Annotated in this window: 20 protein-coding genes; 7 read left to right on the forward strand and 13 right to left on the reverse strand. The window is 64.1% G+C overall.

Going from position 1 to position 24,888, the window contains the following annotated elements:
- Positions 1 to 46: 46 nt before the first annotated feature.
- The gene (locus FW796_RS23105; RefSeq protein ID WP_346632663.1) at positions 47 to 589 is read right to left on the reverse strand and encodes a cysteine hydrolase family protein; all 543 of its coding nucleotides are present in this window, start codon (positions 587 to 589) and stop codon (positions 47 to 49) included.
- A gap of 495 nt (positions 590 to 1,084) precedes the next feature.
- On the opposite strand from FW796_RS23105, the gene FW796_RS23110 reads away from it, so the two are divergent.
- Together FW796_RS23110 and FW796_RS23115 are read left to right on the forward strand one after the other, a co-directional pair.
- Positions 1,085 to 2,365, forward strand: a complete 1,281-nt coding sequence (locus FW796_RS23110) for a serine/threonine transporter (protein WP_123725153.1) — start codon at positions 1,085 to 1,087, stop codon at positions 2,363 to 2,365.
- Positions 2,366 to 2,706: 341 nt separating this feature from the next.
- A complete protein-coding gene (locus tag FW796_RS23115; RefSeq protein WP_346632664.1) occupies positions 2,707 to 4,386 on the forward strand; it encodes a SulP family inorganic anion transporter in 1,680 nt (559 codons plus the stop codon).
- A gap of 147 nt (positions 4,387 to 4,533) precedes the next feature.
- On the opposite strand, the gene acnB is transcribed toward FW796_RS23115, so the two are convergent.
- Positions 4,534 to 7,143, reverse strand: a complete 2,610-nt coding sequence (acnB, locus tag FW796_RS23120) for a bifunctional aconitate hydratase 2/2-methylisocitrate dehydratase (protein ID WP_404939984.1) — start codon at positions 7,141 to 7,143, stop codon at positions 4,534 to 4,536.
- 409 nt (positions 7,144 to 7,552) lie between these two features.
- Between acnB and FW796_RS23125 the strand changes: the two genes are divergently transcribed.
- Positions 7,553 to 8,020, forward strand: coding sequence for a DUF1289 domain-containing protein (locus FW796_RS23125; protein WP_346632665.1), 468 nt, complete (start codon positions 7,553 to 7,555; stop codon positions 8,018 to 8,020).
- 217 nt (positions 8,021 to 8,237) lie between these two features.
- Here FW796_RS23125 and FW796_RS23130 read toward each other — a convergent pair whose 3' ends face one another.
- Positions 8,238 to 9,101: a universal stress protein gene (locus tag FW796_RS23130; RefSeq protein WP_346632666.1), complete on the reverse strand. Its 864-nt coding sequence runs from the start codon at positions 9,099 to 9,101 to the stop codon at positions 8,238 to 8,240.
- Between the two features lie 292 nt (positions 9,102 to 9,393).
- On the opposite strand from FW796_RS23130, the gene miaE reads away from it, so the two are divergent.
- The 3 genes from miaE (at position 9,394) to FW796_RS23145 (ending at position 12,185) form a co-directional block, all read left to right on the forward strand.
- A complete protein-coding gene (gene miaE / locus FW796_RS23135; protein ID WP_317072973.1) occupies positions 9,394 to 9,999 on the forward strand; it encodes a tRNA-(ms[2]io[6]A)-hydroxylase in 606 nt (201 codons plus the stop codon).
- A gap of 185 nt (positions 10,000 to 10,184) precedes the next feature.
- Entirely contained in the window at positions 10,185 to 10,895 is a 711-nt protein-coding gene (locus tag FW796_RS23140) for a winged helix-turn-helix domain-containing protein (protein WP_346632667.1), read from the forward strand.
- Complete coding sequence (locus tag FW796_RS23145) at positions 10,896 to 12,185, forward strand: ATP-binding protein (protein ID WP_346632668.1); 1,290 nt, start codon at positions 10,896 to 10,898, stop codon at positions 12,183 to 12,185.
- Positions 12,186 to 12,259: 74 nt separating this feature from the next.
- Here FW796_RS23145 and FW796_RS23150 read toward each other — a convergent pair whose 3' ends face one another.
- From FW796_RS23150 to FW796_RS23160, 3 genes are all read right to left on the reverse strand, one after another.
- Positions 12,260 to 13,060, reverse strand: coding sequence for a MipA/OmpV family protein (locus FW796_RS23150; protein WP_446440109.1), 801 nt, complete (start codon positions 13,058 to 13,060; stop codon positions 12,260 to 12,262).
- A gap of 6 nt (positions 13,061 to 13,066) precedes the next feature.
- Entirely contained in the window at positions 13,067 to 14,965 is a 1,899-nt protein-coding gene (locus tag FW796_RS23155) for a serine hydrolase domain-containing protein (protein WP_446440110.1), read from the reverse strand.
- A gap of 138 nt (positions 14,966 to 15,103) precedes the next feature.
- A complete protein-coding gene (locus tag FW796_RS23160) occupies positions 15,104 to 15,670 on the reverse strand; it encodes a GNAT family N-acetyltransferase (protein WP_346632671.1) in 567 nt (188 codons plus the stop codon).
- 267 nt (positions 15,671 to 15,937) lie between these two features.
- Between FW796_RS23160 and FW796_RS23165 the strand changes: the two genes are divergently transcribed.
- The gene (locus FW796_RS23165) at positions 15,938 to 16,369 is read left to right on the forward strand and encodes an HD domain-containing protein (RefSeq protein WP_446440111.1); all 432 of its coding nucleotides are present in this window, start codon (positions 15,938 to 15,940) and stop codon (positions 16,367 to 16,369) included.
- A 33-nt stretch (positions 16,370 to 16,402) separates the two neighbouring features.
- Here the strand turns inward: FW796_RS23165 and FW796_RS23170 are convergent, their stop codons facing one another.
- From FW796_RS23170 to FW796_RS23200, 7 genes are all read right to left on the reverse strand, one after another.
- Positions 16,403 to 16,732, reverse strand: coding sequence for a hypothetical protein (locus FW796_RS23170; protein ID WP_402895538.1), 330 nt, complete (start codon positions 16,730 to 16,732; stop codon positions 16,403 to 16,405).
- 63 nt (positions 16,733 to 16,795) lie between these two features.
- Positions 16,796 to 18,244 (reverse strand): amidase, encoded by a 1,449-nt coding sequence (locus FW796_RS23175; RefSeq protein WP_446440112.1) that lies wholly within the window; start codon positions 18,242 to 18,244, stop codon positions 16,796 to 16,798.
- Between the two features lie 105 nt (positions 18,245 to 18,349).
- Positions 18,350 to 19,471, reverse strand: a complete 1,122-nt coding sequence (locus FW796_RS23180; protein ID WP_443693499.1) for a polyamine ABC transporter substrate-binding protein — start codon at positions 19,469 to 19,471, stop codon at positions 18,350 to 18,352.
- 106 nt (positions 19,472 to 19,577) lie between these two features.
- A complete protein-coding gene (locus FW796_RS23185) occupies positions 19,578 to 20,609 on the reverse strand; it encodes an AraC family transcriptional regulator (protein ID WP_346632675.1) in 1,032 nt (343 codons plus the stop codon).
- 340 nt (positions 20,610 to 20,949) lie between these two features.
- The gene (locus FW796_RS23190) at positions 20,950 to 21,564 is read right to left on the reverse strand and encodes a DNA-3-methyladenine glycosylase family protein (protein ID WP_446440113.1); all 615 of its coding nucleotides are present in this window, start codon (positions 21,562 to 21,564) and stop codon (positions 20,950 to 20,952) included.
- 117 nt (positions 21,565 to 21,681) lie between these two features.
- On the reverse strand, positions 21,682 to 22,584 hold the full coding sequence (locus FW796_RS23195) for an alpha/beta hydrolase (protein ID WP_346632677.1): 903 nt from the start codon (positions 22,582 to 22,584) through the stop codon (positions 21,682 to 21,684).
- A 44-nt stretch (positions 22,585 to 22,628) separates the two neighbouring features.
- Entirely contained in the window at positions 22,629 to 24,863 is a 2,235-nt protein-coding gene (locus FW796_RS23200; RefSeq protein ID WP_446440139.1) for a TonB-dependent siderophore receptor, read from the reverse strand.
- Between the last annotated feature and the right edge of the window lie 25 nt (positions 24,864 to 24,888).

The raw sequence follows: 24,888 nt of genomic DNA on the forward strand, positions 1-24,888 counted from the left end.
ATCACGCCATGTTCGGCGTGCCCGGGGCGGTGTGGGGGCGATGGGGTCAGAAGGTCACATCGGCGGTTGTGGCCAAGCGCACGAAGGGGCCGTTCAGGGTGGCGTTATGGTGGGCGATGATGGTTCTTGCGCCGATCAGCGGTGTGTCCATGCAGGTATGGGCGTCCTCCACCAGCACGGCGGCAAAGCCCAGGTCGCCGGCGGCGCGGCAGGTAGCATCGACGCAGTACTGGGTCTTCATGCCGACGATCACCAGTTCATTGACCTGGGCCGCCTGCAGGCGCTCCGCCAGCCCGGTGCCGACAAAACAACTGGGGCGGGTCTTGTCCAGCACGCAGTCCAGCTCTTCATCCACTTCCAGGGTCGGCAGCAGTTGCCAGAACGGGCTGCCGGCGGCAATCGGCGATTCGGCGGGGCCGGTATGGCGCACGGCGAAGATCGGTGCCCCGGCCTGGCGAGCACGGCGGATCAGTTGGTTGATGTTTTCCAGGACTTGTTCGCGCTTGTAGGGCTTGTCCGGTCCATTGAACAACCCGACCTGCATGTCGATAACCAGCAGGGCGGCACGCTTGGCATTGGATGAAGGCATCTTGTCTCTCCTTGTAGTGCCAGGTGGACGGAGAAACAAAAGGCCCCGTCCATTGCTGGCGGGGCCTTGGTTTTACTGTGCTTGCATCATCCCGCACAGCCACCACACGACCCGCCGTAGGCAGTCGTGGTGGTAGAGGTAGGGTTGAGCGCGTAGATATTCATGGGGTCCGATCATGCCGTCTGCCCGTGAAGCTTGTCAACGCAGCCCGGTAGGCGCCGGCTTGCCGGCGAATGGCGTCTTCAGGCGGGCGCCTTCGCTGGCAAGCCAGCTCCTACGGAACCCGGATTGAGCGGGAGAGTGCCGGACCAGACGCCTCGCCACGGCGGAAAAATAAATCTGCACCGTATAAACCGTTCCTCAGCTAAGTCTATGCAGCGCCCTTGGAATCCCGGACAATCGCGCCCCCTCTGTTTCGGTCGGGGCTCTGTCTGTCGGGTATTCCGACGCGCCCTGATCGAATGGCAAACGACCGGAATGTGGAGATCCCACCGGATGAATGATCAGGCCAACAGCGTTGATCAACGCTTTGAAACGGCGACCCCAGCGACCCTGAGTAGCTGGAACCGCCAAGACACCACCTGGATGCTCGGCCTGTTTGGCACGGCCATCGGTGCCGGTACCCTGTTTCTGCCCATCAATGCCGGTATCGGCGGTTTCTGGCCGCTGTTGATCCTGGCGCTGCTGGCCTTCCCCATGACCTTCTATGCACACCGCGGTCTGACCCGTTTCGTGCTCTCCGGTCGTGACGGTGCGGACATCACTGACGTGGTGGAGGAGCATTTCGGCCTCACCGCCGGTGCCCTGATTACCTTGCTGTACTTTTTGGCGATCTTCCCGATCCTGCTGATCTACAGCGTGGCCCTGACCAACACCGTCGACAGCTTCATGACCAACCAGCTGCACATTGCGCCGCCACCGCGGGCGATCCTGGCCCTGGTGCTGATCTTCGGCCTGCTGGTGGTGGTGCGTTGCGGCGAGCAGGTGATCGTCAAGGCCATGAGCCTGATGGTCTATCCGTTCATCGTGGCCCTGCTGTTCCTCGCGGTGTTCCTGATCCCGCACTGGAATGGCGGCATCCTCGCCACCGTCAGCGATGTCCCGGCGCCTTCGGCCTTCCTGCATACCCTGTGGCTGGCGATTCCGGTGATGGTCTTCTCATTCAACCATTCGCCGATCATCTCGGCCTTTGCCGTGGACCAGAAGCGCCGCTATGGCGTGCACGCCGAAGAGCGCAGCTCGCAGATCCTCTCGCGCGCCCATCTGCTGATGGTGGGCATGGTGCTGTTCTTCGTCTTCAGCTGCGTACTGACCCTGAGCCCGGCGCAACTGGCCGAAGCCAAGGCGCAGAACCTGTCGATCCTGTCCTACCTGGCCAACCACTTCCAGAATCCGACCATCGCCTTCGCCGCGCCGTTGATTGCCTTCGTGGCCATCGCCAAGTCCTTCCTGGGTCACTACATCGGTGCCAGCGAAGGCCTCAAGGGCCTGATCGGCAAGAGTGGCCGGCGTCCGGGGACGAAAACCCTGGACCGGGTCACCGCCGCCTTCATGCTGGTGATCTGCTGGGCCGTGGCGACCCTCAACCCGAGCATCCTGACGATGATCGAGACCATGGGCGGCCCGGTGATTGCGGCGATCCTGTTCCTGATGCCGATGTACGCCATTCGCAAAGTGCCGGCCATGGCCCGCTATCGCGGTCAGGCCTCCAACGTCTTCGTGACTTTGGTGGGGCTGGTGGCCATTACGGCGCTGGTGTACTCCCTGGCCTCGTGAGTTATGCGGCGCGCTTGCGCGCCTTCGCTGGCAAGCCAGCTCCTACGCGACGCTCACCGCCTGGAGCCTGCTTGCCGGCGAACAGGCCTTCAAGCCTGACGCAATCGCTGGCAACACAAACAACGCCGCCGGTGCTCACAGCACCGGCGGCGTTGTCGTTCAAGGCATTAACCAGGATCGTTTGCTGCCTTGAATAAAGGGCTAAGCTGGTGCTCTTATTGCTGCCAGGAACCTGCCCATGGTCATTCCCGCCCCTCTGGCTGCAAGCCTGCCCAAACGCGTTGATGCCGTTGGGCAACACCCCCTCGAATCTGGATTTGCCTTGTCACGGATGAACCCGATTGGCCACTGAACCCCTGACCATCCCCACCGCTGCACCGAAGCGCACCCGCGATCTGCTGGCCGGATTGTCCATCGCCGGCCTGTTGCTGCCGGAGGCCGTGGCCTATTCCGGTATCGCCGCCTTGCCGCCCCAGGCCGGGGTCATTGCCCTGTTCGCCGGATTGCTGTGCTACGGCCTGCTGGGCAGCAGCCGCTTTGCCATTGTCTCGGCCACGTCCTCGTCGGCGGCGGTGCTGGCCGCCGCCACCCTGTCCCTGGCTGAGGGCGACGTACAACTGCGCCTGAACCTTGCTTTCGCCCTGGTGCTGCTGACCGGGGGCTTCTTCCTCCTGGCGGGGCTGTTTCGCCTCGGCGGCGTCACCGCGTTCATTGCCAAGCCGGTGCTGCGGGGCTTCGCCTTCGGCCTGGCCGTGACCATCATCCTCAAGCAGTTCGCCACCGTCGTGGGGGTGCACTTGAGCACCGGCAACCTGGTGCGCTTTCTGCCGCAGTTGCTGGAGCAGTGGCCGCAGTGGAACTGGGCCGGTGCGGCGGTGGCGGCATTGGCCTTGCTGGTGCTGGCGATCTGCTCGCGGATTCCCTATGTGCCCGGTGGGCTGGTGGCGGTGGTGATCGGCATTGGCGCCGGCCAATGGCTCGACCTGCCGGCTCATGGCGTGGCCCTGATCGGGGTGATCGAACTCAAGCTGCAGGTGCCGAGCCTGCCGGACCTGCCCTTTGCCGACTGGCTGCGTCTGGGGGAGCTGGCGTTTGCCCTGGTGATGATCCTGTATGCCGAGTCCTATGGCTCCATCAGTTCCCTGGCGCTCAAGCATGGAGACCGGGTGTCGTCCAACCGCGACCTGCTGGCCCTGGGGGCTGCCAATCTGCTCTCCGGTCTGTTTCATGGCATGCCGGCCGGCGCCGGTTACTCGGCGACGTCCGCCAACGAAGCGGCCGGGGCCCGCTCGCGTCTTGCCGGGCTGACCGCGGCTGCGGTGATGCTGATCATCGTCCTCACGGTGCTGCCCTACATCGCCCTGACCCCGGAGCCGGTGCTGGCGGCGATCGTCATCTACGCCCTGGGCCATGGCCTGAGCCTGCAACCGCTGGGGCGATATTTCATCTGGCGCAGGGATCGTTTGCTGGTGATCTGTGCGGTCACCGCCGTGCTGGTACTGGGGGTACTTGATGGCATGCTGCTCTCGGTGGGGGTGAGCATTCTGTTGATGCTGCGCCAGCTGTCGGCGGCGGATATCCAGATCCTCGGTCAACTGGGCAGCGGTCATGATTTTGTCGACCTCAGCCGCCATCCCCAGGCGCGGCAGGTGCCGGGGGTGCTGATTCTGCGTCCGGGTGAGGCGCTGTTCTTCGCCAACGCCGAGCGCATCCTGGGCGGCGCCTTGCACCTGATCCGGCACGTGCAGGCGCCGATTCACAGTGTCATCCTCAGCCTGGAAGAGTCGCCGAACCTGGACGGCACCAGCATCGAGGCCCTGGACGAGTTCTTCCGCCAGGTCAATCAGGAAGGCAAGCACCTGGCCCTGGCCCGACTCAAGCACAGGGCCAAGGATGCCCTGGCGGCCTTGCCGTCGAGTACCCGCTATCAAGTGTTGCTCAGCGGTACCAGCGTCGACGATACGCTGCAGGAAAGCCTGCAGAGCTGGAGCGGTCAGGCTCAGGCCGGGCTCTGGCATTGAGCCTTGGCACTTGGGTGTACCACGCCTGGCCTCAGGCGCCGGGCCCCACGGCGAAATAGCGGGCAGGGGAGTCGGCCCGGGCGACAGGCATAAAAAAACGCCGCGTATCGTGGAATACGCGGCGTTCTTTTTTACAACGCTACAGCCTTAGGCTTGCACCACCGGGATGTTGGCGTTGGCGGCCGCTTCACGGAACTCGGCGATCTGGTCGAAGGACAGGTAGCGGTAGATATCGGCCGCCATGCTGTCGATCTTGCCAGCGTATTCCATGTACTCCTCGACGGTCGGCAGGCGACCCAGGATCGAAGCCACCGACGCCAGCTCGGCCGAAGCCAGGTAGACGTTGGCGCCATCGCCCAGACGGTTCGGGAAGTTACGGGTCGACGTCGACACCACAGTGGAGTTCGGCTCAACACGTGCCTGGTTACCCATGCACAGCGAGCAGCCCGGCATTTCCATGCGCGCGCCAGCCTTGCCGTAGATGCCGTAGTAGCCTTCTTCGGTCAGTTGGTGAGCGTCCATCTTGGTCGGCGGCGACAGCCACAGACGGGTTGGCAGCTGACCCTTGACCTGATCCAGCAGCTTACCGGCCGCGCGGAAGTGACCGATGTTGGTCATGCACGAACCGATGAACACTTCGTCGATCTTCTCGCCAGCAACGCTGGACAGCAGACGGGCGTCGTCCGGATCGTTCGGCGCGCAGAGCACAGGCTCGCTGATGTCGGCCAGGTCGATTTCGATGACTTCGGCGTATTCGGCGTCGGCATCGGCTTCCATCAACTCAGGGTTGGCGATCCAGGCTTCCATCGCTTGAGCGCGACGTTCCAGGGTACGTGCGTCACCGTAGCCTTCGCCGATCATCCAGCGCAGCAGGGTGATGTTGGACTGCAGGTACTCGGTGATCGACTCTTTCGACAGCTTGATGGTGCAACCGGCAGCCGAACGTTCGGCCGAGGCGTCGGACAGTTCGAACGCCTGTTCCAGGGTCAGACCTTCCAGGCCTTCGATTTCCAGGATGCGGCCGGAGAAGGCGTTTTTCTTGCCTTTCTTCTCGACGGTCAGCAGACCCTTCTGGATGGCGAAGTAAGGAATGGCATGCACCAGGTCACGCAGGGTGATGCCAGGTTTCATTTTGCCTTTGAAGCGCACCAGGATCGATTCCGGCATGTCCAGCGGCATGACGCCAGTGGCGGCGGCGAACGCCACCAGACCGGAACCGGCCGGGAACGAGATGCCCATCGGGAAACGGGTGTGGGAGTCACCACCGGTACCGACGGTGTCTGGCAGCAGCATGCGGTTCAGCCACGAGTGGATGATGCCGTCGCCCGGACGCAGGGAAACGCCGCCGCGGGTCATGATGAAGTCAGGCAGGGTGTGGTGGGTGGTCACGTCGATCGGCTTTGGATACGCCGCGGTGTGGCAGAAGGACTGCATCACCAGATCAGCCGAGAAGCCCAGGCACGCCAGGTCTTTGAGTTCGTCACGGGTCATTGGACCGGTGGTGTCCTGAGAACCCACGGTGGTCATCTTCGGTTCGCAGTAGGTGCCAGGACGAACGCCTTTGCCTTCTGCCAGACCGCAGGCCTTGCCGACCATCTTCTGCGCCAGGGTGAAACCCTTGGTGCTTTCAACAGGGGCTTCGGGCTTCTTGAACAGATCGAACGCAGGCAGACCCAGTTCGGCGCGAGCCTTCTCGGTCAGGCCACGGCCGATGATCAGCGGGATACGGCCGCCGGCACGGACTTCGTCGAGCAGGACCGGGGTCTTCATTTCGAAGGTGGCCAGGACTTCGTCGGTACCGTGCTTGCAGACTTTGCCAGCGTGCGGGTACAGGTCGATCACGTCGCCCATGTTCATCTTCGACACATCGAATTCGATCGGCAGGGCACCGGCGTCTTCCATGGTGTTGTAGAAGATTGGAGCGATCTTGCTGCCGAAGCAGAAGCCGCCGGCACGCTTGTTCGGAACATAAGGCACGTCGTCGCCGAAGAACCACAGCACCGAGTTGGTGGCCGACTTACGGGACGAACCGGTGCCGACCACGTCGCCGACGTAGGCGATCGGGAAGCCGTCGTTGCGCATCTGCTCGATCTGTTTCATCGGGCCGATGGAGCCTTGTACGTCAGGAACGATACCGTCACGGGCCATTTTCAGCATGGCCAGGGCGTGCAGCGGGATGTCCGGACGGGACCAGGCGTCAGGGGCAGGGGAGAGGTCGTCGGTGTTGGTTTCGCCGGTGACCTTGAACACCCGCAGGCTGATCTTGTCGGCCAGTACCGGGCGGTTCTTGAACCACTCGCCGTCGGCCCAGGATTGCAGTACGCCTTGGGCGTGAACGTTGCCGTTCTTGGCTTTTTCCGCGACGTCGTGGAAGGCGTCGAACATCAACAGGGTGTGCTTGAGTTGAGCGGCGGCGACAGGTGCCAGCTCGGCGTCGTCCAGCAGGTTCACCAGGGTCACGATGTTGTAGCCGCCCTGCATGGTGCCCAGCAGTTCAACGGCGCGTTTCTTGTCGATCAGAGGGGAGGAGGCTTCGCCTTTGGCCAGCGCGGAGAGGAAACCGGCCTTGACGTAGGCGGCTTCGTCGACTCCTGGCGGAACGCGGTTGGTGATCAGGTCAACGAGGAAAGCTTCTTCGCCAGCCGGGGGGTTCTTCAGCAGCTCGACCAGGCCTGCAGTTTGTTCGGCGTTAAGCGGCTGGGGAACGATACCCAGTGCTGCACGCTCTTCGATATGTTTGCGGTAGGCTTCAAGCACAGTTATTACCCTCATCAGTGGTCCCAAATGGGTGTCCGGGACGCTCATCCCGAAATTGCCGTACTCATGCGCTGCGTGGCGTTGTGGGCCACTTAGCCAGAATTACCGACAATTCCTTACAGAAGCTGCTTTCAAAGTTTTACGCCTGCAGAACGGGGAGCTGATGAGGGTTGGCGCTGGATTTTTCCCCGCTGGAAAAATCCCTCGCCAACACCGCTCTGAAGGAACGACTGTGCTCGTGACGCTTTGAAAACAGCTTCAAACGGACATTGGCGCCTAAAAAGGCTGGCTGATTCTACGGCAAAAAAAATCTAAACGTAAGTTGGCGTATTAAAGTTTGAGGGGTGATCAATGTTAGACAAAGGGCTAACATGCCGGCCTGTTTTGTTTTTCCGCGTGCTGTCTATCTATGCCCAATCAGACCATCAAGACCCCCTGCGTCGGCCTCTGTTCCACTGTCTACGGTGACCTGGTGTGCCGCGGCTGCAAGCGTTTCCACCACGAAGTGATCAACTGGAACGGTTACAACGAGGAAGAGAAGCGCGCGGTCTGGCTGCGTCTTGAACAACTGCTGGTGCAAGTGATGACGGCCAAGCTGGAAGTCTTCGACCCGGCGCGCCTGCGCGAGCAACTGGAGCAGCGCAAGATTCGTTTCGTGCCGCACCAGTCCGAGTATTGCTGGGCCTACCAGCTGATCGCCCGGGGTGCGCGGGTGATCAACCAGCTCGACGCCTACGGCATGGTGCTGTTGCCGGAGTTTCGCGACTGGGGCCTGCCGGAGTTGCGTGACGCCATTGATCGGGAATTCTTCCTGCTGTCGGAAGCTCACTACCAGCGCTACATCGCCCCGGGCTTCCTCAAGGATGCCCTGGGCTGAGTGCTTCGCTACGCGAATGACTCCCACGCAAATGCCACTGTAGGAGCTGGCTTGCCAGCGAAGACGGCCGTCAGGGTGGTGCAAGGCTCAAGGGCCTCTTCGCCGGCAAGCCGGCTCCTACGGGGGTGAGGTTGATCGGGCTCTGTAGGAGCTGGCTTGCCGGCGAAAGCGTCGTCATGGATGGCGCAGATGACGCGATGGCGTTGGGGGGAGAGGTTCAAGCCTTGGCGGCGAGTTCTTCCAGGTGGTCCATGATGTCCGCCGGCTTGAGCACCAGCACGTCGCTGTCCAGAGAGTCGAGCACCACTTCGGCGGTGTTGCCGATCAAGGCCCCCGACAGCCCGGTGCGGGCCACGGTGCCGATGATGGTCAGCACGGCCCCCAGCTTGTGGGCCATATGGGGAATCAGCACGTCCGCCGGACCTTCCTCGATATGCAGGTGGCCATCGTCGATATCGAACTCGGCCTGGAACGCCTTGCACTCGTCGCGATAGCGCTTCTCGATGGTTTCCTTGAGCTGGAACACCGGGTCGGATGCCGAGAGCATCGGTGACGGATGGGCACTGATCACGTGCAGTTGGGCCTTGGCCAGGCTGGCGATGTCGAAACCATGATCGACGATGCTGGCATGCAGGGTGCGGTGTTCGCCGTCCATGTTGCCGACATCGATGGCCGCCATGACCACGCCACCGCCCCAGGGGGTAGCCGTCTTGACCAGCAGCACCGGGGTCGGGCAGTAGCGCAGCAGTTTCCAGTCCGCCGGGGTCAGCAGGACTTTCTTCAGTGGGTTGTCATGGGAATGCTGCTTGATCACCAGGCCGCAGCCCTCGGCCTGCTGCACGTCGATGATGGTTTCATGCAGGCTCTCGTTCCAGGCCTGCTCGGTGGTGACGCTGTAGCCTTCGCCGGTCAGGCTGCTTTTGAGTACGCTGAGCAGCGCCGAGTGTTCGTGCTTCTTGTCGCAGACCAGCAGATGCAGGTGGGCCTGGGTGACCCCGGCAATCAGCTTGGCGCGCTTGAGGGCGAGACTTTCGCCAGGCGTGGGATCGATGACCACCAGGATGCTGCGGATACTTTGCATGATCGGGATCTCCAGGAGAGGGATGAACGGCTAGGGTCTGTTCCCGTTTGGCCCAGCAACGCGGCTCGTCACCAAGCGGGAACAGACCCTAGCGTGCACAACTATAGTTGCTGGCGCCCGAGCCGGATGTTGATGCATATCAAGCGCGGCCGCTGGTGGTCTGCGACGTGGCCGGTATAATCGCCAGCCTTTCGCTGTGAAGCCTTATTTGTTTCGTGAGCCTCATGTTATCGATCACTGATAGTGCCGCCATTGCTCGCCTTGCTGTGGCGGATTGTTCGGAAATGCACCGATGAACTTCCCGGAAATTCATGACTTCCTCGGCTGTCGGACGCCCGACGCCTGGGTCCAGGCGGCCCTGGCCGACCAGGAAACCCTGCTGATCGACCACAAGAACTGCGAGTTCAAGGCCGCCAGCACCGCCCTGAGCCTGATCGCCAAGTACCACTCCCATGTCGACCTGATCAACATGATGTCGCGCCTGGCCCGGGAAGAACTGGTGCACCACGAACAGGTCATGCGCCTGATGAAAAGGCGCAAGGTCGAGCTGCGCCAGCTGCATGCCGGACGCTACGCCTCGGGCCTGCGCAAGGTGGTGCGCAGCCATGAGCCGGTGAAGCTGGTGGACACCCTGGTGGTCGGCGCCTTTATCGAAGCCCGCAGTTGCGAACGTTTCGAAGCCCTGGTGCCGCACCTGGACGAAGAACTGGGCAAGTTCTATTTCGGCTTGCTCAAAAGCGAGGCTCGGCACTACCAGGGCTACCTGAAACTGGCCTATCAGTATGGCGACGCCAAGGACATTGCCCAGGTGATCGACAAGGTGCGGGCCGCCGAGCAGGAACTGATCGAGTCCCCGGACCAGGAATTCCGCTTCCACAGCGGCGTACCGGCCTGGTAAGGCACAACCCTTGTGGCGCGGCCCTTGTGTAAAAGCAGGGGCAAATTGTTAAAAACTCTTAAAAGAATGAAACTTCGCAAAAAACCGTGCCAGGGCCCGGTTTTTGTGGGGTGCGTTAGCCTTTCTTTAACCTCTTGCCCTCTATAATGCGCGCACTCAAATTGTGCGTTCGCGAACGGGTAAGTATGGAAAACCTGGGTCTTGGCAAGGTCCTGTTGGTGGAAGATGACGAAAAGCTCGCCGGGCTGATCGCGAATTTCCTGTCCCAGCATGGCTTTGAAGTGCTGACGGTCCACCGCGGCGATGTGGCCCTGGCGGCCTTTCTCGAATTCAAACCGAAACTCGTTGTGCTCGACCTGATGCTGCCGGGTCAGAGCGGCCTGCACGTGTGCCGGGAAATCCGCGCCGTGGCCGATACCCCCATCGTTATCCTCACCGCCAAGGAAGATGACCTGGACCATATCCTCGGCCTGGAGTCCGGCGCCGACGACTATGTGATCAAGCCCATCAAGCCAGCGGTACTGCTGGCGCGTCTGCGGGCTCTGCAACGGCGCCAGGTGCCGGAAGCGGTGACCCCGCGCGGCGCCCTGGAGTTCGGCGTGCTGAGCATCGACCGCAGCAGTCGCGAGGTGCGTCTGTCCGGCGAGCCGATCGAACTCACCACCATGGAGTTCGAGTTGCTCTGGCTGCTGGCCAGTGCGGCAGGCAAGACCCTGTCCCGGGATGACATCCTGAACCGCATGCGCGGCATCGAGTTCGACGGCCTCAATCGCAGTGTCGACGTCTACATCAGCAAGTTGCGGGGCAAGCTCAAGGACAACCCGCGCGAGCCGGTCTGCATCAAGACCGTGTGGGGCAAGGGTTACCTGTTCAATCCGTTCGCCTGGGAGATTTGAATGCTGCGGCTGTTTCTGGGGCTCTACCTGTTCCTGGCCCTTGGTTTTGCGGGGGCCATGACCGCCGTACAACACATCTTCATCAATTACCTGGCCGCGGACCTGATCGAGTCCTACAACCGCGACGCGGTGCGCGGGCCGGCCTACAGCCTCAGCGAGCAACTGCGCCCCTTCGATGAAGCCGGGCGCAAGCATCAGTTGGAAATGCTCAAGCCTCATTACGGGCTGCTGCTCAAGCTGGTCAAGGCCGATGACCTGGACCTGAGTCAGCGCGAGCAGGCCTTGCTGGATTCCAACCAGCTGGTGGTCCGGGATGAGTTTACCGAGTTCATTGCCAGCATCGACGGCGGCGCCCAGTTGCTGAGCATCAAGTTGCCGGAAGATCCGCCCCTGACGCTGCTCTACAACATCGCCGCCTATGCCTTGCTCGGCGCGTTGCTGGCCATCGTCCTGTATTTCTGGGTGCGCCCGCACTGGCGCGATCTGGAGCGCTTGCGCCTGGCCGCCGAGCGTTTTGGCGGCAATGACCTCAGCACCCGTCTGCATCTGTCCCAGCGTTCCAACATTCGCGACCTGGCCCAGCACTTCAACCGCATGGCGGCGCGCATCGAGGGCCTGATTGCCAATCAGCGCGAGCTGACCAACGCGGTGTCCCACGAGTTGCGCACGCCCATTGCGCGGCTGTCATTCGAGCTGGACCAGTTGCAGCAGCAACCGGACCCGGACGAAAACCGGGAGCTGATCGCCGACATGTACGCCGACCTCGGCGAACTGGAGGAGATGGTCTCCGAGCTGTTGTCCTACGCCAGCCTGGAGCACGGCGCGGCCACCATCAATCGCGAGGATATCCAGGCCCAGAGCTGGCTCGACAGCGTGGTCGGCAGCGTCGCCCTGGAGGCAGAAGCGGCGGGGGTGCAGTTGCTGATCCGCTCTTGCCAGGTCGAGTACGTGCGGATCGAACCGCGCTTCATGGCCCGGGCGGTGATCAATCTGCTGCGCAACGCCATTCGCTACGCCGACCGGCGGGTGGAGGTGTCCCTGGTGCGCCTGGAACATGGCTACGAAGTACGGGTCAACGATGATGGCCCCGGCGTGCCGGTGGACGGACGGGAGAAAATCTTCGAACCCTTTTCCCGCCTCGACGCCAGCCGCGACCGGCGTACCGGTGGTTTCGGCCTGGGCCTGGCCCTGGTGCGGCGGGTCTCCCAATGGCATGGCGGCAAGGTCGAGGTGGTGGATTCGGAGTGGGGCGGTGCCTCGTTTCGCCTGACCTGGGCCCATATCGACTGACGGCAGCTTCAAGTTTCAATCTGCAAGCAAGCGGCAAGCTTCGAGCTTGACCGCTTGTTGGTTGTGCGGCCGGTTTAGAAGCTGTATTCAAGCTGAGTGCCGAGCACCGTCTGCATGCGCCGATCGACGATCGGGCTGTCGCCGGCTTCCTTGCCCAGGTACTGCAGGGACAGCAGGGTCGAAAGCTTGGTCTGCTCGTTGAGGGGCAGGGTCCAGTTCAGGTCCAGGCCATTGCTCACCAGCCCGCCCTTGGCGCGGTAGGCGCTGAAACGACTGTTGGCGGCCTGGGTGCCGCTCACGCCGTACCAGGTCTGCATGTAGTCGGCATTGCCAAACAGGCTGTTGAGGCTGGCATCGAGGCTGCCCAAACGCCCCTCGTACAGGTTGGTGCCAATACTCAGCTCCAGCTGGCTGTAAGCCGAACCGGTGTCCTTATTGTCATTCTTCTTCACCGCGTGGGTCACCGTGGCTCCCAGTTCGAACGGGCCCAGGTCGTAACCCAGGTGTGCGCCGAACTGCGCGCGGGACTTGATCTCGCCCATGCCCTTGAGCCGCTTGGAGCCTTGGCCCAGGTGGTTCTTGTCGCGCCGTTCTTCGCTGGGGCCGACCCAGGTGCTGAACGACAGGTCGCCCCATTCATTGCCCCAGCCCAGGCCCTGGTCGGTGTTGAGGAAAATGCCATAGGGGCTGATGATCTCGCCGCCGAAAATCGGGGCCACGGTGCGCTCGTCACTGCCGCTGTAGCGCGGCACGCTGGCCACGCCGCCGCGCACGCTATATTTCCAGTCCTCGGCATGCAGCGCCGCAGACCCCGTGGTCAGGCCGAGAGTGCCCGCCCAAAGGGCGACGGTGGTGCAGCGTTTCAGGCTTTTCATAGTGCTTTAGAACCTCAGGTAGTTGGCGTTGTAGATACGTTTGAACGAGTAGCCGAGGACGTTGACCCCATTGACCTGGCGACGCACGGTGTCGCCCAGCCCGGGGCCATGGCCGGCAATCACTGCGTGGGCGTTGTCCACCGGCGCAAGGATGTAGTCGGTGAGGGTGCGGCCCTGTTGCAGGCTGCGGATCATCAGGAAACCGTCTTCCAGGGCGATGCTGACGCCGCTCATGGGGGCATTGGCTTCGTCATCGTTGAGGGCGTGATAGGTGCCGACCGTGGCCAGCCAGTTGTCGGGCAGGGGCACCGGGTCGATCCGCTCTCCCACGGCCAGTAGCTGGCCGTGGCTCTTGGCGGTGAACACCCGGTTGCCCTGAACGTTCATGACGTCCAGTTGCACCCGTCCCAGGTCGCCCAGGTCTTGCTGCCACAGGCCGAGGATTTTCTTCTGCGCCCGCAGCCAGCCGTATTCATCGCGCAGCAACTCGAAGCGCGTGCCGGCCAGCTCGCCAAACAGCCGCTGGTCCTGGTCCTTGATGCGCAGCACGCCCCAGGCGGTGGCATAGAAGCCCGCCAGATGCTGGCGGTCGGCGGCTTCCGGCACCCGGCGCCGCTGGGTGGGCGGGTCAGGGTCTCTCCGGTCAGGAGCACTCTGGCCGGTGCCACTCTCGACCAGGGCATCCTGGCCGAGGCCCTGCTGAACGTCCTGCTGCGCCGGCCCGGGTCGCAGGCCTTCGGGGGCGCCATGGGCCTGCAGCAGCATGCGCAGAACCTGAGTCACCAACGGCTGGGCCAGGGCTTCGCCGGAGCCGGAATTGCTCATCACGATCACCGCCAGCTGCTGCTCCGGGAGCACGCTGATCCGGGCGTGGAAGTCATCGCCGGTGCCGCTGTGCTGCCAGGTGCGAATCCCCGGGCTGACCCACTCGTCGCCACAGGGCGAGAGAAACCAGCCCAGGCCTACCTGACAATCGAAATCCAGCGGATTGCCGGTGTTCTGCGGGCGCACCATCTCCTTGATCGAGGCCGGCGAAAGTAACGCTTGATGCTTGTAGCTCCCTTGGGCGAAGAGCATCCGCACGTAGTGGCTCAGGTCCCGTGGACTGCTCCACAGGCCTGCGGCGGACAGGTCGCGCACCAGGGCATCGTTGCTGCTGGCACCGTCTGCATAGCCTTGAGCGCGGTAGGGCTGGGCACGGCTGCCGCCGATGAAGCTCGACTGGCTCATGCCCAGCGGGCGCAGCAGGCTTTTCTGCAATTGCTGTTCGAAGTCCAGGCCGCTGCTGCGTTCCACGGCAGCGCCCAGCAGGGCGTAGCCCAGGTTGGAGTAGGCGGTCTGGGTGCCTGGGGCATTGTTCAGCCAGACCCCGCTGACCTTTCTCGGCAGCTCGTCGAGGGCGTGGGGCGTGCGCGAATCCCGCAAGTATTCGGCGGGCATCCCGGCCTGATGGCTGAGCAGGCGGCGCAAGGTCACGGCTTGGTCGGCAGCGTTCTGATCCTGGTGAAAGCGCGAGCGGACGTAGAACTCCTTGAGGGTGTCCTGCAGGGGCGCATCCAACTGCAAGCGTCCCTGTTCCACCAGTTGCATGACCGCCGTGGCGGTCAGCAACTGCGACAGGGCGCCGGCGCGAAACGCGGTGTTCTCGGTCACTTGCAGGCCCCGGGCCTTGTCGGCAAAGCCAAAACCCCGGGCCCAGATCAGCTCCTGGCCGTCCACCAGGGCGATGGACAGCCCCGGTACCTGATGCTCGGCCATCTCCCGGGGGATGTACTGCTTCAAGTAACCGATGATGCTGGCGTAGTCGCCGGGCGCTATGACCGGCGGCGCAGGCGGCTGGCCGTTGCAGCCAAGGCTGCCCAGCAGGATGCCCAGCAATGGCAGGCCGAGAAGTTTGGGGGACATGCAGCACCCGACCGGAAATTCGATGAGCGGATGCTAGGGAAGGGCGTTCGAGGAGTCTTTGGCAGCTTTGTCTGGAAACTGTCAAAGAGTGTTAAGCGAAGGTGGCCGCGCCTCGGACCGAGGCGCGGCTGGGGCGGGTTACAGCGCCAGGCTATGGATGACCTGGGTGGCGTCGTCGGGGTCGATGGCGCTGCGCATGCCGAGGGTCTTCGCCAGGCGGCGCATGCTGTAGTTGGCGGCGCTGTCCACCGAATACAGCTGCTGGAAGCCATTGGTACGGGCTTCGTCGATCAGGTGCTGCATCAGCAGGGCACCGAGGCCCTTGCCTTGCCATTCATCGGCGATGGTCACGGCAAACTCGCAGCGCCAGGGCTGGTCGTCCACCTGGGCGTAGCGGCTGATGCCGACTTCCCGCAACTCGCCGTTGTCATGCACCAGGGCCACGTAGGCCACCCGTTGCGGGGTGCCGACATCCATCAACTGATCCAGCAACTGGTCGCCCACTTCCCTGATCTCGCCGAGGAAGCGCTGGTGCCGGGTGACGGGGGAAAGGTTTTCGATAAAGGCCTTTTCCCGCTCCCGGTCCTGGGGCCGTAGCGGGCGGATCAGCACGTGGCTGCCGTCGCTCAGGGCGTCGATCCAGTATTGGCCTTGCTGGGCCGGGAATGGCGGTTGGGCGAGGATATCGAGAGCGCTGCTGGACATGATCAAGTCTCCGGGGAAGCAAAGGGCAAGTGATTGCCACAAGCTTTACTCCGCCGGTGCTCCGGGCGCTTGACCGGCATCAATGTCCGCTGCTGTCGCGCCTTGGCTGGCGATCACCGGTCATGGCCCGATCCGGGGACTATCAGGTGGACGGGCAGATGGTCGATGCATCTGTGCTGCAGCGAGCCCAGCTACTGCTGGCCCAGGCCTGAACCGGCCGGGTTAGTATGGCCGCAGCATTTTTGCCGAGATCCGGAGCCACCGCCCATGAGTACCCTGGAACGCGCCATCGCCATTGCTGCCCGGGCCCATGCCGGGCAAGTCGACAAGGGCGGTGCGCCCTACATCCTCCATCCCCTGCGGGTCATGCTGCGTCTGTCCGAACTCCGGGAACAACTGGTCGCGGTGCTCCACGACGTCATTGAAGACAGCCCGGTGACCCTGGAACAACTGCGTGGCGAAGGTTTCAGTGAAGAGGTGCTGCAGGCCCTGGCGGCGTTGACCAAGGTCGAGGGCGAGGACTATCCGGGGTTTATCCGGCGCGCGGCACAGAATCCTTTGGCGCGTCGGGTGAAGCGCGCGGACCTGGCGGAGAACAGTGACCTGTCACGCATTCCCGAGCCCAGTGACGATGACCGTCGGCGCCTGGAGAAGTACCGCCAGGCCATCGAGTACCTCGACAGCCTGGGTCTGCCTTGAGCCGCTAGCCCAGGGCCAGCGGCGCCGGGGCGTTCAGTTGCTGTAGCTGGAAAGGGCGACTTCGGCGTTGCGCGCCGGCGGCTTGCTGCCCCGGGTGCGCCAGTGCTCGATCAGGGCGCGGCCATGGGCCAGGCCGGCTTGCAGGGCAGCTTCGGTGCTGGCGTAGTCGTTGCCATAGGGCGGGCAGGCAAAGTGCACGGAAAAGCACGGGTGCTGGCCATGGCCGGTGAGGCGCCCGACGTAGCTGAAGCTGGCACCGGATTGATGTGCGTAGAGGCTCGGCGAACTCGGCTCACGGATGATCATCACGTAGATGTCGTGGTCGAATTGAGTGTCTTGATACCAACTGCTAGAAGAATCCATGGTCCACCTCCTTGTCCGTAAAGCGGCGCGGTTTTGCTGCGTCAGCGGGTTGTTCAGTGCAGTTCACGCCCGGGGGGCGTCCAGCAGTCCTGCGGGGTGCGTGAACACCCCGGCAGGCAGCAGTTTTTCCAAGGCCCGGGCGGCCCGCAGGACCAGTTCGTCACGGCCGAAGCGGGCGACGATCTGCAGGCCTATGGGCAGGCCGGCGGCGCTCAGGCCGCAGGGCATGCTCAGCGCCGGTTGGCGGCTGAAATTGAACGGGAAGGTGGTGGGCTGCCACATGGCGCTGATCTGCTCGGGCCAGTCGGGCGGCATCTGACGCTCCACGGCGAAGGGCTCGACCACCGCGGTGGGAGTCAGCAGCAGGTCGTAGTCGCCGAGAAAGTCATGCAATTGTTGCGCGACCCGATGCCGCTCCTGCACCGCGCAGGCGTAATCCAGGGCATTGAGCTGGCGTGCGCGAACCTGGGCCTGCTGGAGGAAGTCGCCGACCAGGTGCTGGCGCTCCACCGGGATTTCTTCGGCCACGGCGCTGGCCACTTCCACCGGCCAGGCTCGCAGGTAATTCGCGGATGGCTGGCCGATGTCCGGCGACGCCTGGACCACGCTCGCCCCGGCCTGCTGCAGCAGCTGGGCAGTGGCCAGGCAACGGGCGGCAATCTGCGGATCGACATGGGCGGCATGGCCCAGGTCGGCGCTGAAGGCGATACGCAGGCCGCTGATGCCGTCCTCGATGCTGGATAGAAACTGGCCGGGGGCATGGGGCCAGGCGAAAGGTTCGTCGGGCTCATGGGCGCTCATCAGCTCCATCAGCAGGGCGATATCCCGTACATGCCGGGCGATCGGGCCTTCGGCGGCCATGCCTCCCGGGTCGATGCTCGGGCAGGCGGACACCAGGCCATGGCTGGGCTTGAAACCGATCACGCCGCAAAAGCTCGACGGGGTGCGGATCGATCCGGCGGCATCGTTGCCGGTGGCCGCCGGGGCATAACCTGCGGCCACCCCTGCGGTGCTACCGCCACTGCTGCCACCGGCATGCAGGGCCAGGTTCCAGGGGTTGCGGGTGATGCCGGTCAACGGGCTGTCGGTCAGGGGTGTGCTGCCCAGTTCCGGCAGGGTGGTCTTGCCAATGAAGATCGCCCCGGCCTCGCGCAACCGCGCCACCAGGCTGGTGTCGCGGGTCATGGGCGGGCGGTCGGCCAGCGCCCTGGAGCCGCTACGGGTGTGCCAGCCCTGGATGTCGCTGTTGTCCTTGACCAGAATCGGGATGCCGTCCAGCCGGCCCAGCGGTTGCCCGGCGGCCCAGCGCGCGGTGGCCGCCCGGGCGGCGGCGAGGGCGGCCGCGTCCTGGCGCTCGCAGAGGGCGTTGAGGTGCGGCTCATGGCGTTCGATCCGAGCCAATACGGCCTGCAGCAGGTCCACCGGGGTGAACTGCCGGGCGGCAAAGCCGTGCAGCAATGCCTCGATGGACAGCAGGTGCAGGGCCGGTGGGCTGGACGGGGATAACGACATGGGCAGCTCTTCTATCAAGGCCGTTTGGCGCCGGGGGCGGGCCAGCGGGCAAGGGTTGCGGATACGCCGCTGACGGCGGTCCGCAAACCCTTGGGGGTGAGAAACTCAGCGGCCACTGGTGACCTTGACCCAGGTTCGGGTCCGGGTGCGTTCGGCCTTGGCCGGCAGCGGTGCCAGGGGGTACAGGCGGGTCATGGTCTCGGCGCTGGGGAACAGGTCCGGGTTGTCCAGCAGCGACTGCTGGATGAACGGTTTGGAGTCGGTCACGCCGTTGGGGTAGCCGACGTAGTTGCTGATGGAGGCGATGACTTTGGGTTCCATCAGGTAATTGAGAAAGGTGTGGGCGGTGTCCACATGCTTGGCGCCGGCGGGGATGGCCACGGTGTCGATCCACACCAGGGTGCCTTCCTTGGGAATGCGCATTTCGATGTGCACGCCGTTCTTGGCTTCGTTGGCGCGGTTGGCCGCCTGCAGGAAGCCGCCGGAGTAACCCACGGCCACACAGATGTTGCCGTTGGCGATATCGCCCATCCACTTGGCGCTGTGGAAGTAGCGCACATAAGGACGCAGCTTGAGCAGCAGGGCCTCGGCCTTGCGGTAGTCCTCGGGGTTCTGGCTGTTGGGGTCCAGGCCCAGGTAGTGCAGGGCCAGGGGCAGCATCTCGGTCGGCGAGTCGAGGAAGGTCACGCCACACTGGCTGAGCTTCTTCAGGTTCTCTTCCTTGAACACCAGGTCCCAGCTATTGACCGGGGCATCGGTGCCCAGCAGTTCCTGGACCTTGTCGCGGTTGTAGCCGATCAGGTTGGTGCCCCACATGTAGGGGATCACGTAGCGGTTGCCCGGGTCGCTCTGCTCCAGCAGCTTCATCACCGCCGGGTCGAGGTTCTTCCAGTTCGGCAGTTGGCCACGGTCCAGGGGCTGGAAGGCGCCGGCGCTGATCTGCTTGCTGACGAAACCGCTGGAAGGCACCACCACGTCGTAGCCGCTGTTGCCGGTCAGCAGTTTGGCTTCCAGCACTTCATTGCTTTCGAAGATGTCGTACTTGACCTTGATCGCGCTCTGGGCCTGGAAATCCTTGATGGTGTTGGGCGCGATGTACTCCGACCAGTTGAAGATGTTCACCGTGCGCTCTGGGGCGGCCTGGGCAGTGAAGGAGACGGTCAGGGCCAGGGCGCTCAGAGAGCAGCTCAGGGCCAGGCGGGTGAGGGCGGTATGCAGCGATTTCATGCGACAACTCCATGTCTGAAATGAGCGGAACCTTCCGATGCGGTCATTCTTGGCCGGATAGGTCCCTGAGAGAATGTTGGGAACGGTCAATAGGGGATATTTAGCGTCAATCTTCAGCGCAGTCCGAGAGCGGTCCGAGCTGGCCGGCCAACTGCCGGAAGCGCCCGGGAGCGACACCGCTCCAGCGTTGGAAGGCATGGCGGAAACTCGCGGTTTCCTTGAAACCCAGGGCTTCGGCGATGCGGTAGATGGGCAGGCTGTGCTGGCCCAGCAACTGCTGGGCCCGGGCATAGCGCAGCTCATCGAGCAACTGCTGATAGCTGGTGTCCTGGGCCCGCAGACGCCGGCGCAGGGTGCTGGGGGAACAGTGCACCTGGCGCGCCAGGCTGTCGAAGTCCGGCACCGCGTGCAGCTGTTCATTGAGGATGCGCCGCACCTGATCGATCCAGGTCGGCCGGGCGCTGAGCTCCTCGTTGAGGCGGATACAGCGTTGCAGCATGTCGTTCTGGGTCACCAGATCCGCCAGGGGCAGGCGCCGGTCCAGCCATTCCAGGTCGAAGCCGATGGCGTTGCGCCCGGCGTTGAACTGCACCGGGCAGTTGAAGGCCTGCTCGTAGCTGTCCAGGTAGGGTTGCGGGCCGTGCATCAGTTGCACCTGGCGCAGGGGCAGGGAGCAGCCCAGCAGGTCCTGGCAGGTGACCCGGTAGGACGACATGCAGAAGTCGGTGTTGAACACCTCAAGCTCGGTCTCGCTGTACTGGTCGGCGGTGAGCCAGGCCAGGCCGTCGCGAACCTCCAGGTCGAGGCGAAAGAAGGTGCCCAGGAGCAAGGGGTAGCGCAGGGCCAGGGACCAGCCTTCGCGCAGGGTGGCGCTGGTCAGCAGGGTCAGGCCGAACATGCCGTAGGCACTGATATGCAGGTTGCGCCCCAGCACCAGGCCCAGGTCCTGGCGAAAGGCCACGGCGTTGCTGAACACGCGCATTTCCTGGCTGATGTTGATCAGGCTGTTGGGCAGATCCAGGTCGGCCAGCTGGATGCCACTGCCTTCGAGCAGCACCTCGGGCGATACATCGCTGTCGCGAAAGGCGTCCAGCACCGCTTGAGTGGTGTGCAGGGTAGTCAGGCGAAGAGCGGCCATCGGCGATCTCAGATTGATATCGGGAGGCGTGACTTTAGGGGTTACGCGCGCGCGGTTCAATTGCCCCTATGCAGGAGCTCGGCGATGGGATTGTGCAGGCACAGCCCCAATGTAGGAACTGGCTTGCCAGCGAAGTCATCGGCGAGGGCAGCGTAAGGCTTGAGAGCCTGTTCGCCGGCTTGCCAGCGAGGGCGCGGTTGATGGCGGGGGAATGGGGCGATCTTGTGGGCGCTTTCGCTGGCAAGCCAGCTCCTACGGACGAGGCCGCGTGCATCTGTAGGAGCCGGCTTGCCGGCGAACCGCGCAGCGGCCAGCCCGCACCGGGTCAAGTGCGCGGTGTTCAGGCTGTCGGTACTCGCCACAGGTACCAGGCGGCAGTGGTGCGCCAGGGGCGCCAGGCGTTGCCGAGCTCGCGCAGCTGTCGGGGACTGGGCTGCTGTTCCAGGCCCTTGAGGCGGCGATAGCCCTCGCGCACGCCAAAGTCGTCCACGGGCAATACGTCCTCCCGCTCAAGGCTGTAGATCAGCAGCATCTCCACGGTCCAGCGGCCGATCCCGGGCAGTTGGGTCAGGCGTTCGATCAGTTGCTCGTCATCCAGATCACGGGCGCCTTCGGCATCGGGTACGCGACCGTCGAGGGTGGCCTGGGCGATGCCCTGCAGGGTCGCTACCTTGCGTGCGGAAAAACCGCAGCCGCGCAGGCGCTCAACACAGGTCACGCTGAGTTGCTCGGGCGTGGGGAAGTCCTGGCCGGGAAACAGCCCGCGCAGTCGGGCAAGGATCGCGTCGCCGGCCCGGGCGTGCAGTTGCTGGTAGGCCACCGCTCGTACCAGGGCCTGGTAGGGCTCGCGTTCCGGTCGCGGCTGGTGCCGGCAGGGTCCGATGGCGGCAATCAGCCGGGCCCAGTCGCTGTCCAGCGAGGCAAGAAAGAGTGCAGCGGTGGAGGACGCAGACATGGGGTATCCAGGGCAAGTGGCGGGGCGACTGGCAGGTTAGCCCGGGGTCCCGACGCTTGCACTCTGTCTCTTGCGCTGAAACTCGCGGCCCGGGCCTTGCGCCCGGGCGCCGGGGCGTCAGTCCTTGGTCGCCGGCAGGTAGAGCCGCTCGAGCACGTAGTGCAGGGAAGCGGCCAGGGTTTGACCATGGCTGAGCTTTTCGAAGCTGTGGTAGTCCAGGGCCAATCCCGGCACCTGGGCCAGTTGCGCCTGCAACTGTCTGGCACGCTGGTCGGCCTCGGGCCCCGGTGGCTGGCGGGGGTTGCCCGGTTCGGCGCCGCCGCGCATCAGCAACAGTTGCGCACGATGGCCCTGCAGGCGTCCGGCCAGGCCTTGGGCTTGAGTCAGGATCAGGCCGTCGCCCCACCACAGCGAAGGGCTCGCGGCGGCGTAGTGACGAAACTCCTGAGGCCGGGCGAACAGCGCCTGCAGCACCAGCAGGCCACCGTAGGAATGGCCCCACAGGGTTTGCTGCGTGGCGTCGATCGGCACCTGCGCCGCCACTGCCGGGCGCATGCGTTCGCGCAGCAGTTGCAGGAAGGCCTCGGCGCCACCGCTGGGTTGCCCGGTCAGCGGGTCTTGCTGCTGCGCCTGGCCCGGCTGCTGCGGGGTGTAGTCATAGGTGCGGGCGTTGCGTTCGATGCGCAGCGGGGTCTGGTAACCCAGCGCCACCAGCAGCGGCGCCGGGCCCCGGTCCAGGCGCTTGAGCTGCTCGGGGTCCAGAGCACCGATGGCAGCATTGCCATCGAGCATCCACAGCACCGGATAACCCTGTGGCGGCGGCGCCTGCAGCGGCTGGCCGATCCACAGTTGGTAGTGCCGCTGGCCGTCGGCGGAGTCCAGTTGCAGGCTGCTGAAACGGTAGGGCAGGTCCTGGCGCTGCAGCAGGCTGCGGTCCATGGGCTGGTCCGGGGCGGGGGCGGCCAGGGCCGCTCCCGCAAGGCCCCAGGCCAGGACCAGGGGCAGAAAAAAAGTTCTCATCAGGCGTTCTCGACGGGCTCTTGGTGATGGCTCTTGGTGATGGCTCAGAACGATGCGGTCAGGCTGGTGTACAGGGTGCGCCCGGGTTCGTTGTAGGTGGCGGCGCCGGCCCCGGCGATGTTGTTCACGCCCTGGGCGTTGCCTTCACGGAACAGGCGTTTGTCGAACAGGTTGTCGACCCCGGCGGTCAGGCTCAGATTGCGGGTCAGGGCGTAGGTACCGCTGACCCCGGCAATGGCGTAGGGCGCCAGTTGCTGGGTGGCGCTGCCAGTGACCCGGTCGCCGTGGTAGTCGTACTTCTTCGGCGTCTGCTGGCCGTACCAGGCCACGGTCGCCTGCAGCGACAGGTCCTGGGTGGCCTGCCAGTCGAGCATCGAGTTGAGGGTGTAGCGCGGGGTCACCGAGAGGTAGTCGCCGGTTTGCTTGTTCTTCGATTGCAGCATGTAGGTGAAGTTGTTGTTCCAGGTCAGCTGGCTGGCCAAAGGAATGGTCAGGGTGCCTTCCAGACCTTCTACCAGGGCCTTGGGCACGTTCTCCCACTGGTAGATCGCCGCGTTGCGGTAGGCGCCGCTGCCGCCGCTGGCCCGGTTCACCGGGGCCACGCCGGATTCCACCTTGTTCTTGTAGTCGTTGCGGAAGTAGGTCAGGCCGGCCACCCAGCCGTCGGCCTTGTATTCCAGGCCCAGTTCCTTGTTGACGCTGGTTTCCGCCTTGAGCTTGTCGTTGCCCTGCAGGTAGCAGCTGGTGCTCTGGCCGTAGCAGCCCTGGCCGCGGCTGTAGAGCAGGTAGTCGGCGTTGAGCTGGTACAGGTTGGGCGCCTTGTAGGCTCGGGCGATGCCGGCCTTGAGGGTCAGGGTGTCGCTCAGGGCGTGGGACAGGTTGAGGGACGGGCTCCAGTTGTCGCCGACGATGCTGTGGTGATCCAGACGCAGGCCGGGGGTGAGCATGGTGCCCGGCTGCAGTTCGATGTTGTCTTCAGCGAACAGCGAGAAGATCTGCGCGCTGGACTGGGTGCTGCGGTTGCTGCTGCTCAGGCCGCCCACGGCGCCGCCTTCACTGGTGCTCTGGGTGTTGGCGCTGGGGTCGTCGAGCTTCTGCTGCGACCATTCGCTGCCCAGGGTCAGGGTCTGCTCGAAACCGGCGTGCAGTGGCAGGTTGACTTCGCCATGGGCGGTCAGGTCGCGCAGCACCGCGGTGTAGAACTCGCTGTTGCTGAAGATGCCTTCGGTGCCGCCGGCCAGGCCTTCGTTGATCCGCGTGTTGCGGGTCTTCTCGTATTGCAGGTAGGCCATGGAGCTGCCGAAGTCCCATTCGCCGCGATGGGTCAGGGCATAGGTTTCGCGGTAGCTGCGGTTGGTCTCGTGGCCCAGCAGGTTCTGCACATTCTTGTTGCTGTTGGTGTTCTGGGTATCGCCGGTGTAGAGGTTGCCCTGGCGGCTGAAGCCGGCTTCGAAGTCCAGGCTCTGGTCTGGAGTCATGCGCCAGCTCAACAGGCCGTTGAGGTCCTTGTTGCGCACGCCTTCGCGGCCGGCGGGCAGGGTGCCGACCTGGTTGCCGGTGCGCAGGGATTCATGGCCGGCGTTGATGTCGGCGTCGTCGGAATCGGTCTTGGCCACGTTGCCATAGACCCGGTAGCTCAAGGTGTCGGTGAGCGGGCCATTAAGGCCGAAGCTCATACGCTGGGTGGCGCCTTCGTCCTTGTGGGTCGGGAACGAGCTGTAGAGCGTGGCGTTGCCGTGGGTCTGGCTGCCGGCCTGCTTGGTGATGATGTTGATCACCCCGCCAGCGGCGCCGTTGCCGTAGCGGGCCGCCGCCGGGCCGCGGATCACTTCGATGCGTTCGACCTGATCGGCCGGCACCCAGTTGGTGTCGCCGCGGCTGTCACGCTCGCCGCGCCAGCCGTAGCGCACCGAGTTGCGGCTGCCCACCGGCTTGCCGTCCACCAGGATCAGGGTGTTTTCCGGGCCCATGCCGCGGATGTCGATCTGCCGGTTATTGCCGCGCTGGCCGCTGGTGGAGTTACCGGTGAGGTTGACCCCGGGCATGGTGCGGATGATCTGCGACAGGTCGTTGGCCGGCGGGCGTTTCTGGATGTCCTCGGCGGTGATCACCGAGACCCCCGGTGCCTGCTTGGTTTCTTCCTTGGCGGTGGCGATGACGCTCTGGGGTTCCAGCTCCAGGACCGGCTGGGTCGAGCCTGCATTGGCGGCCTGCACCGCGTGGCTGAGCAGGCAGCAGCCGGACAGCAGGAAGGGGGCGAAAGGACGCATCGAGCGCATGGACATCGGTGATCTCCGGACAGAG

The sequence above is a fragment of the Pseudomonas sp. 910_21 genome (assembly GCF_052850735.1).

Bases quoted from the DNA above. Each gene is read 5' to 3' on its own strand.
- FW796_RS23145 (WP_346632668.1), top strand. From the start codon at position 10,896: ATGCTGCGGCTGTTTCTGGGGCTCTACCTGTTCCTGGCCCTTGGTTTT.
- FW796_RS23195 (WP_346632677.1), bottom strand. From the start codon at position 22,584: ATGAGAACTTTTTTTCTGCCCCTGGTCCTGGCCTGGGGCCTTGCGGGA.
- FW796_RS23110 (WP_123725153.1), top strand. From the start codon at position 1,085: ATGAATGATCAGGCCAACAGCGTTGATCAACGCTTTGAAACGGCGACC.
- FW796_RS23165 (WP_446440111.1), top strand. From the start codon at position 15,938: ATGAGTACCCTGGAACGCGCCATCGCCATTGCTGCCCGGGCCCATGCC.
- FW796_RS23150 (WP_446440109.1), bottom strand. From the start codon at position 13,060: ATGAAAAGCCTGAAACGCTGCACCACCGTCGCCCTTTGGGCGGGCACT.
- FW796_RS23125 (WP_346632665.1), top strand. From the start codon at position 7,553: ATGCCCAATCAGACCATCAAGACCCCCTGCGTCGGCCTCTGTTCCACT.
- FW796_RS23170 (WP_402895538.1), bottom strand. From the start codon at position 16,732: ATGGATTCTTCTAGCAGTTGGTATCAAGACACTCAATTCGACCACGAC.
- FW796_RS23175 (WP_446440112.1), bottom strand. From the start codon at position 18,244: ATGTCGTTATCCCCGTCCAGCCCACCGGCCCTGCACCTGCTGTCCATC.
- FW796_RS23155 (WP_446440110.1), bottom strand. From the start codon at position 14,965: ATGTCCCCCAAACTTCTCGGCCTGCCATTGCTGGGCATCCTGCTGGGC.
- FW796_RS23200 (WP_446440139.1), bottom strand. From the start codon at position 24,863: ATGCGCTCGATGCGTCCTTTCGCCCCCTTCCTGCTGTCCGGCTGCTGC.
- FW796_RS23105 (WP_346632663.1), bottom strand. From the start codon at position 589: ATGCCTTCATCCAATGCCAAGCGTGCCGCCCTGCTGGTTATCGACATG.
- FW796_RS23130 (WP_346632666.1), bottom strand. From the start codon at position 9,101: ATGCAAAGTATCCGCAGCATCCTGGTGGTCATCGATCCCACGCCTGGC.
- FW796_RS23185 (WP_346632675.1), bottom strand. From the start codon at position 20,609: ATGGCCGCTCTTCGCCTGACTACCCTGCACACCACTCAAGCGGTGCTG.
- FW796_RS23190 (WP_446440113.1), bottom strand. From the start codon at position 21,564: ATGTCTGCGTCCTCCACCGCTGCACTCTTTCTTGCCTCGCTGGACAGC.
- FW796_RS23160 (WP_346632671.1), bottom strand. From the start codon at position 15,670: ATGTCCAGCAGCGCTCTCGATATCCTCGCCCAACCGCCATTCCCGGCC.
- FW796_RS23180 (WP_443693499.1), bottom strand. From the start codon at position 19,471: ATGAAATCGCTGCATACCGCCCTCACCCGCCTGGCCCTGAGCTGCTCT.
- FW796_RS23140 (WP_346632667.1), top strand. From the start codon at position 10,185: ATGGAAAACCTGGGTCTTGGCAAGGTCCTGTTGGTGGAAGATGACGAA.
- miaE (WP_317072973.1), top strand. From the start codon at position 9,394: ATGAACTTCCCGGAAATTCATGACTTCCTCGGCTGTCGGACGCCCGAC.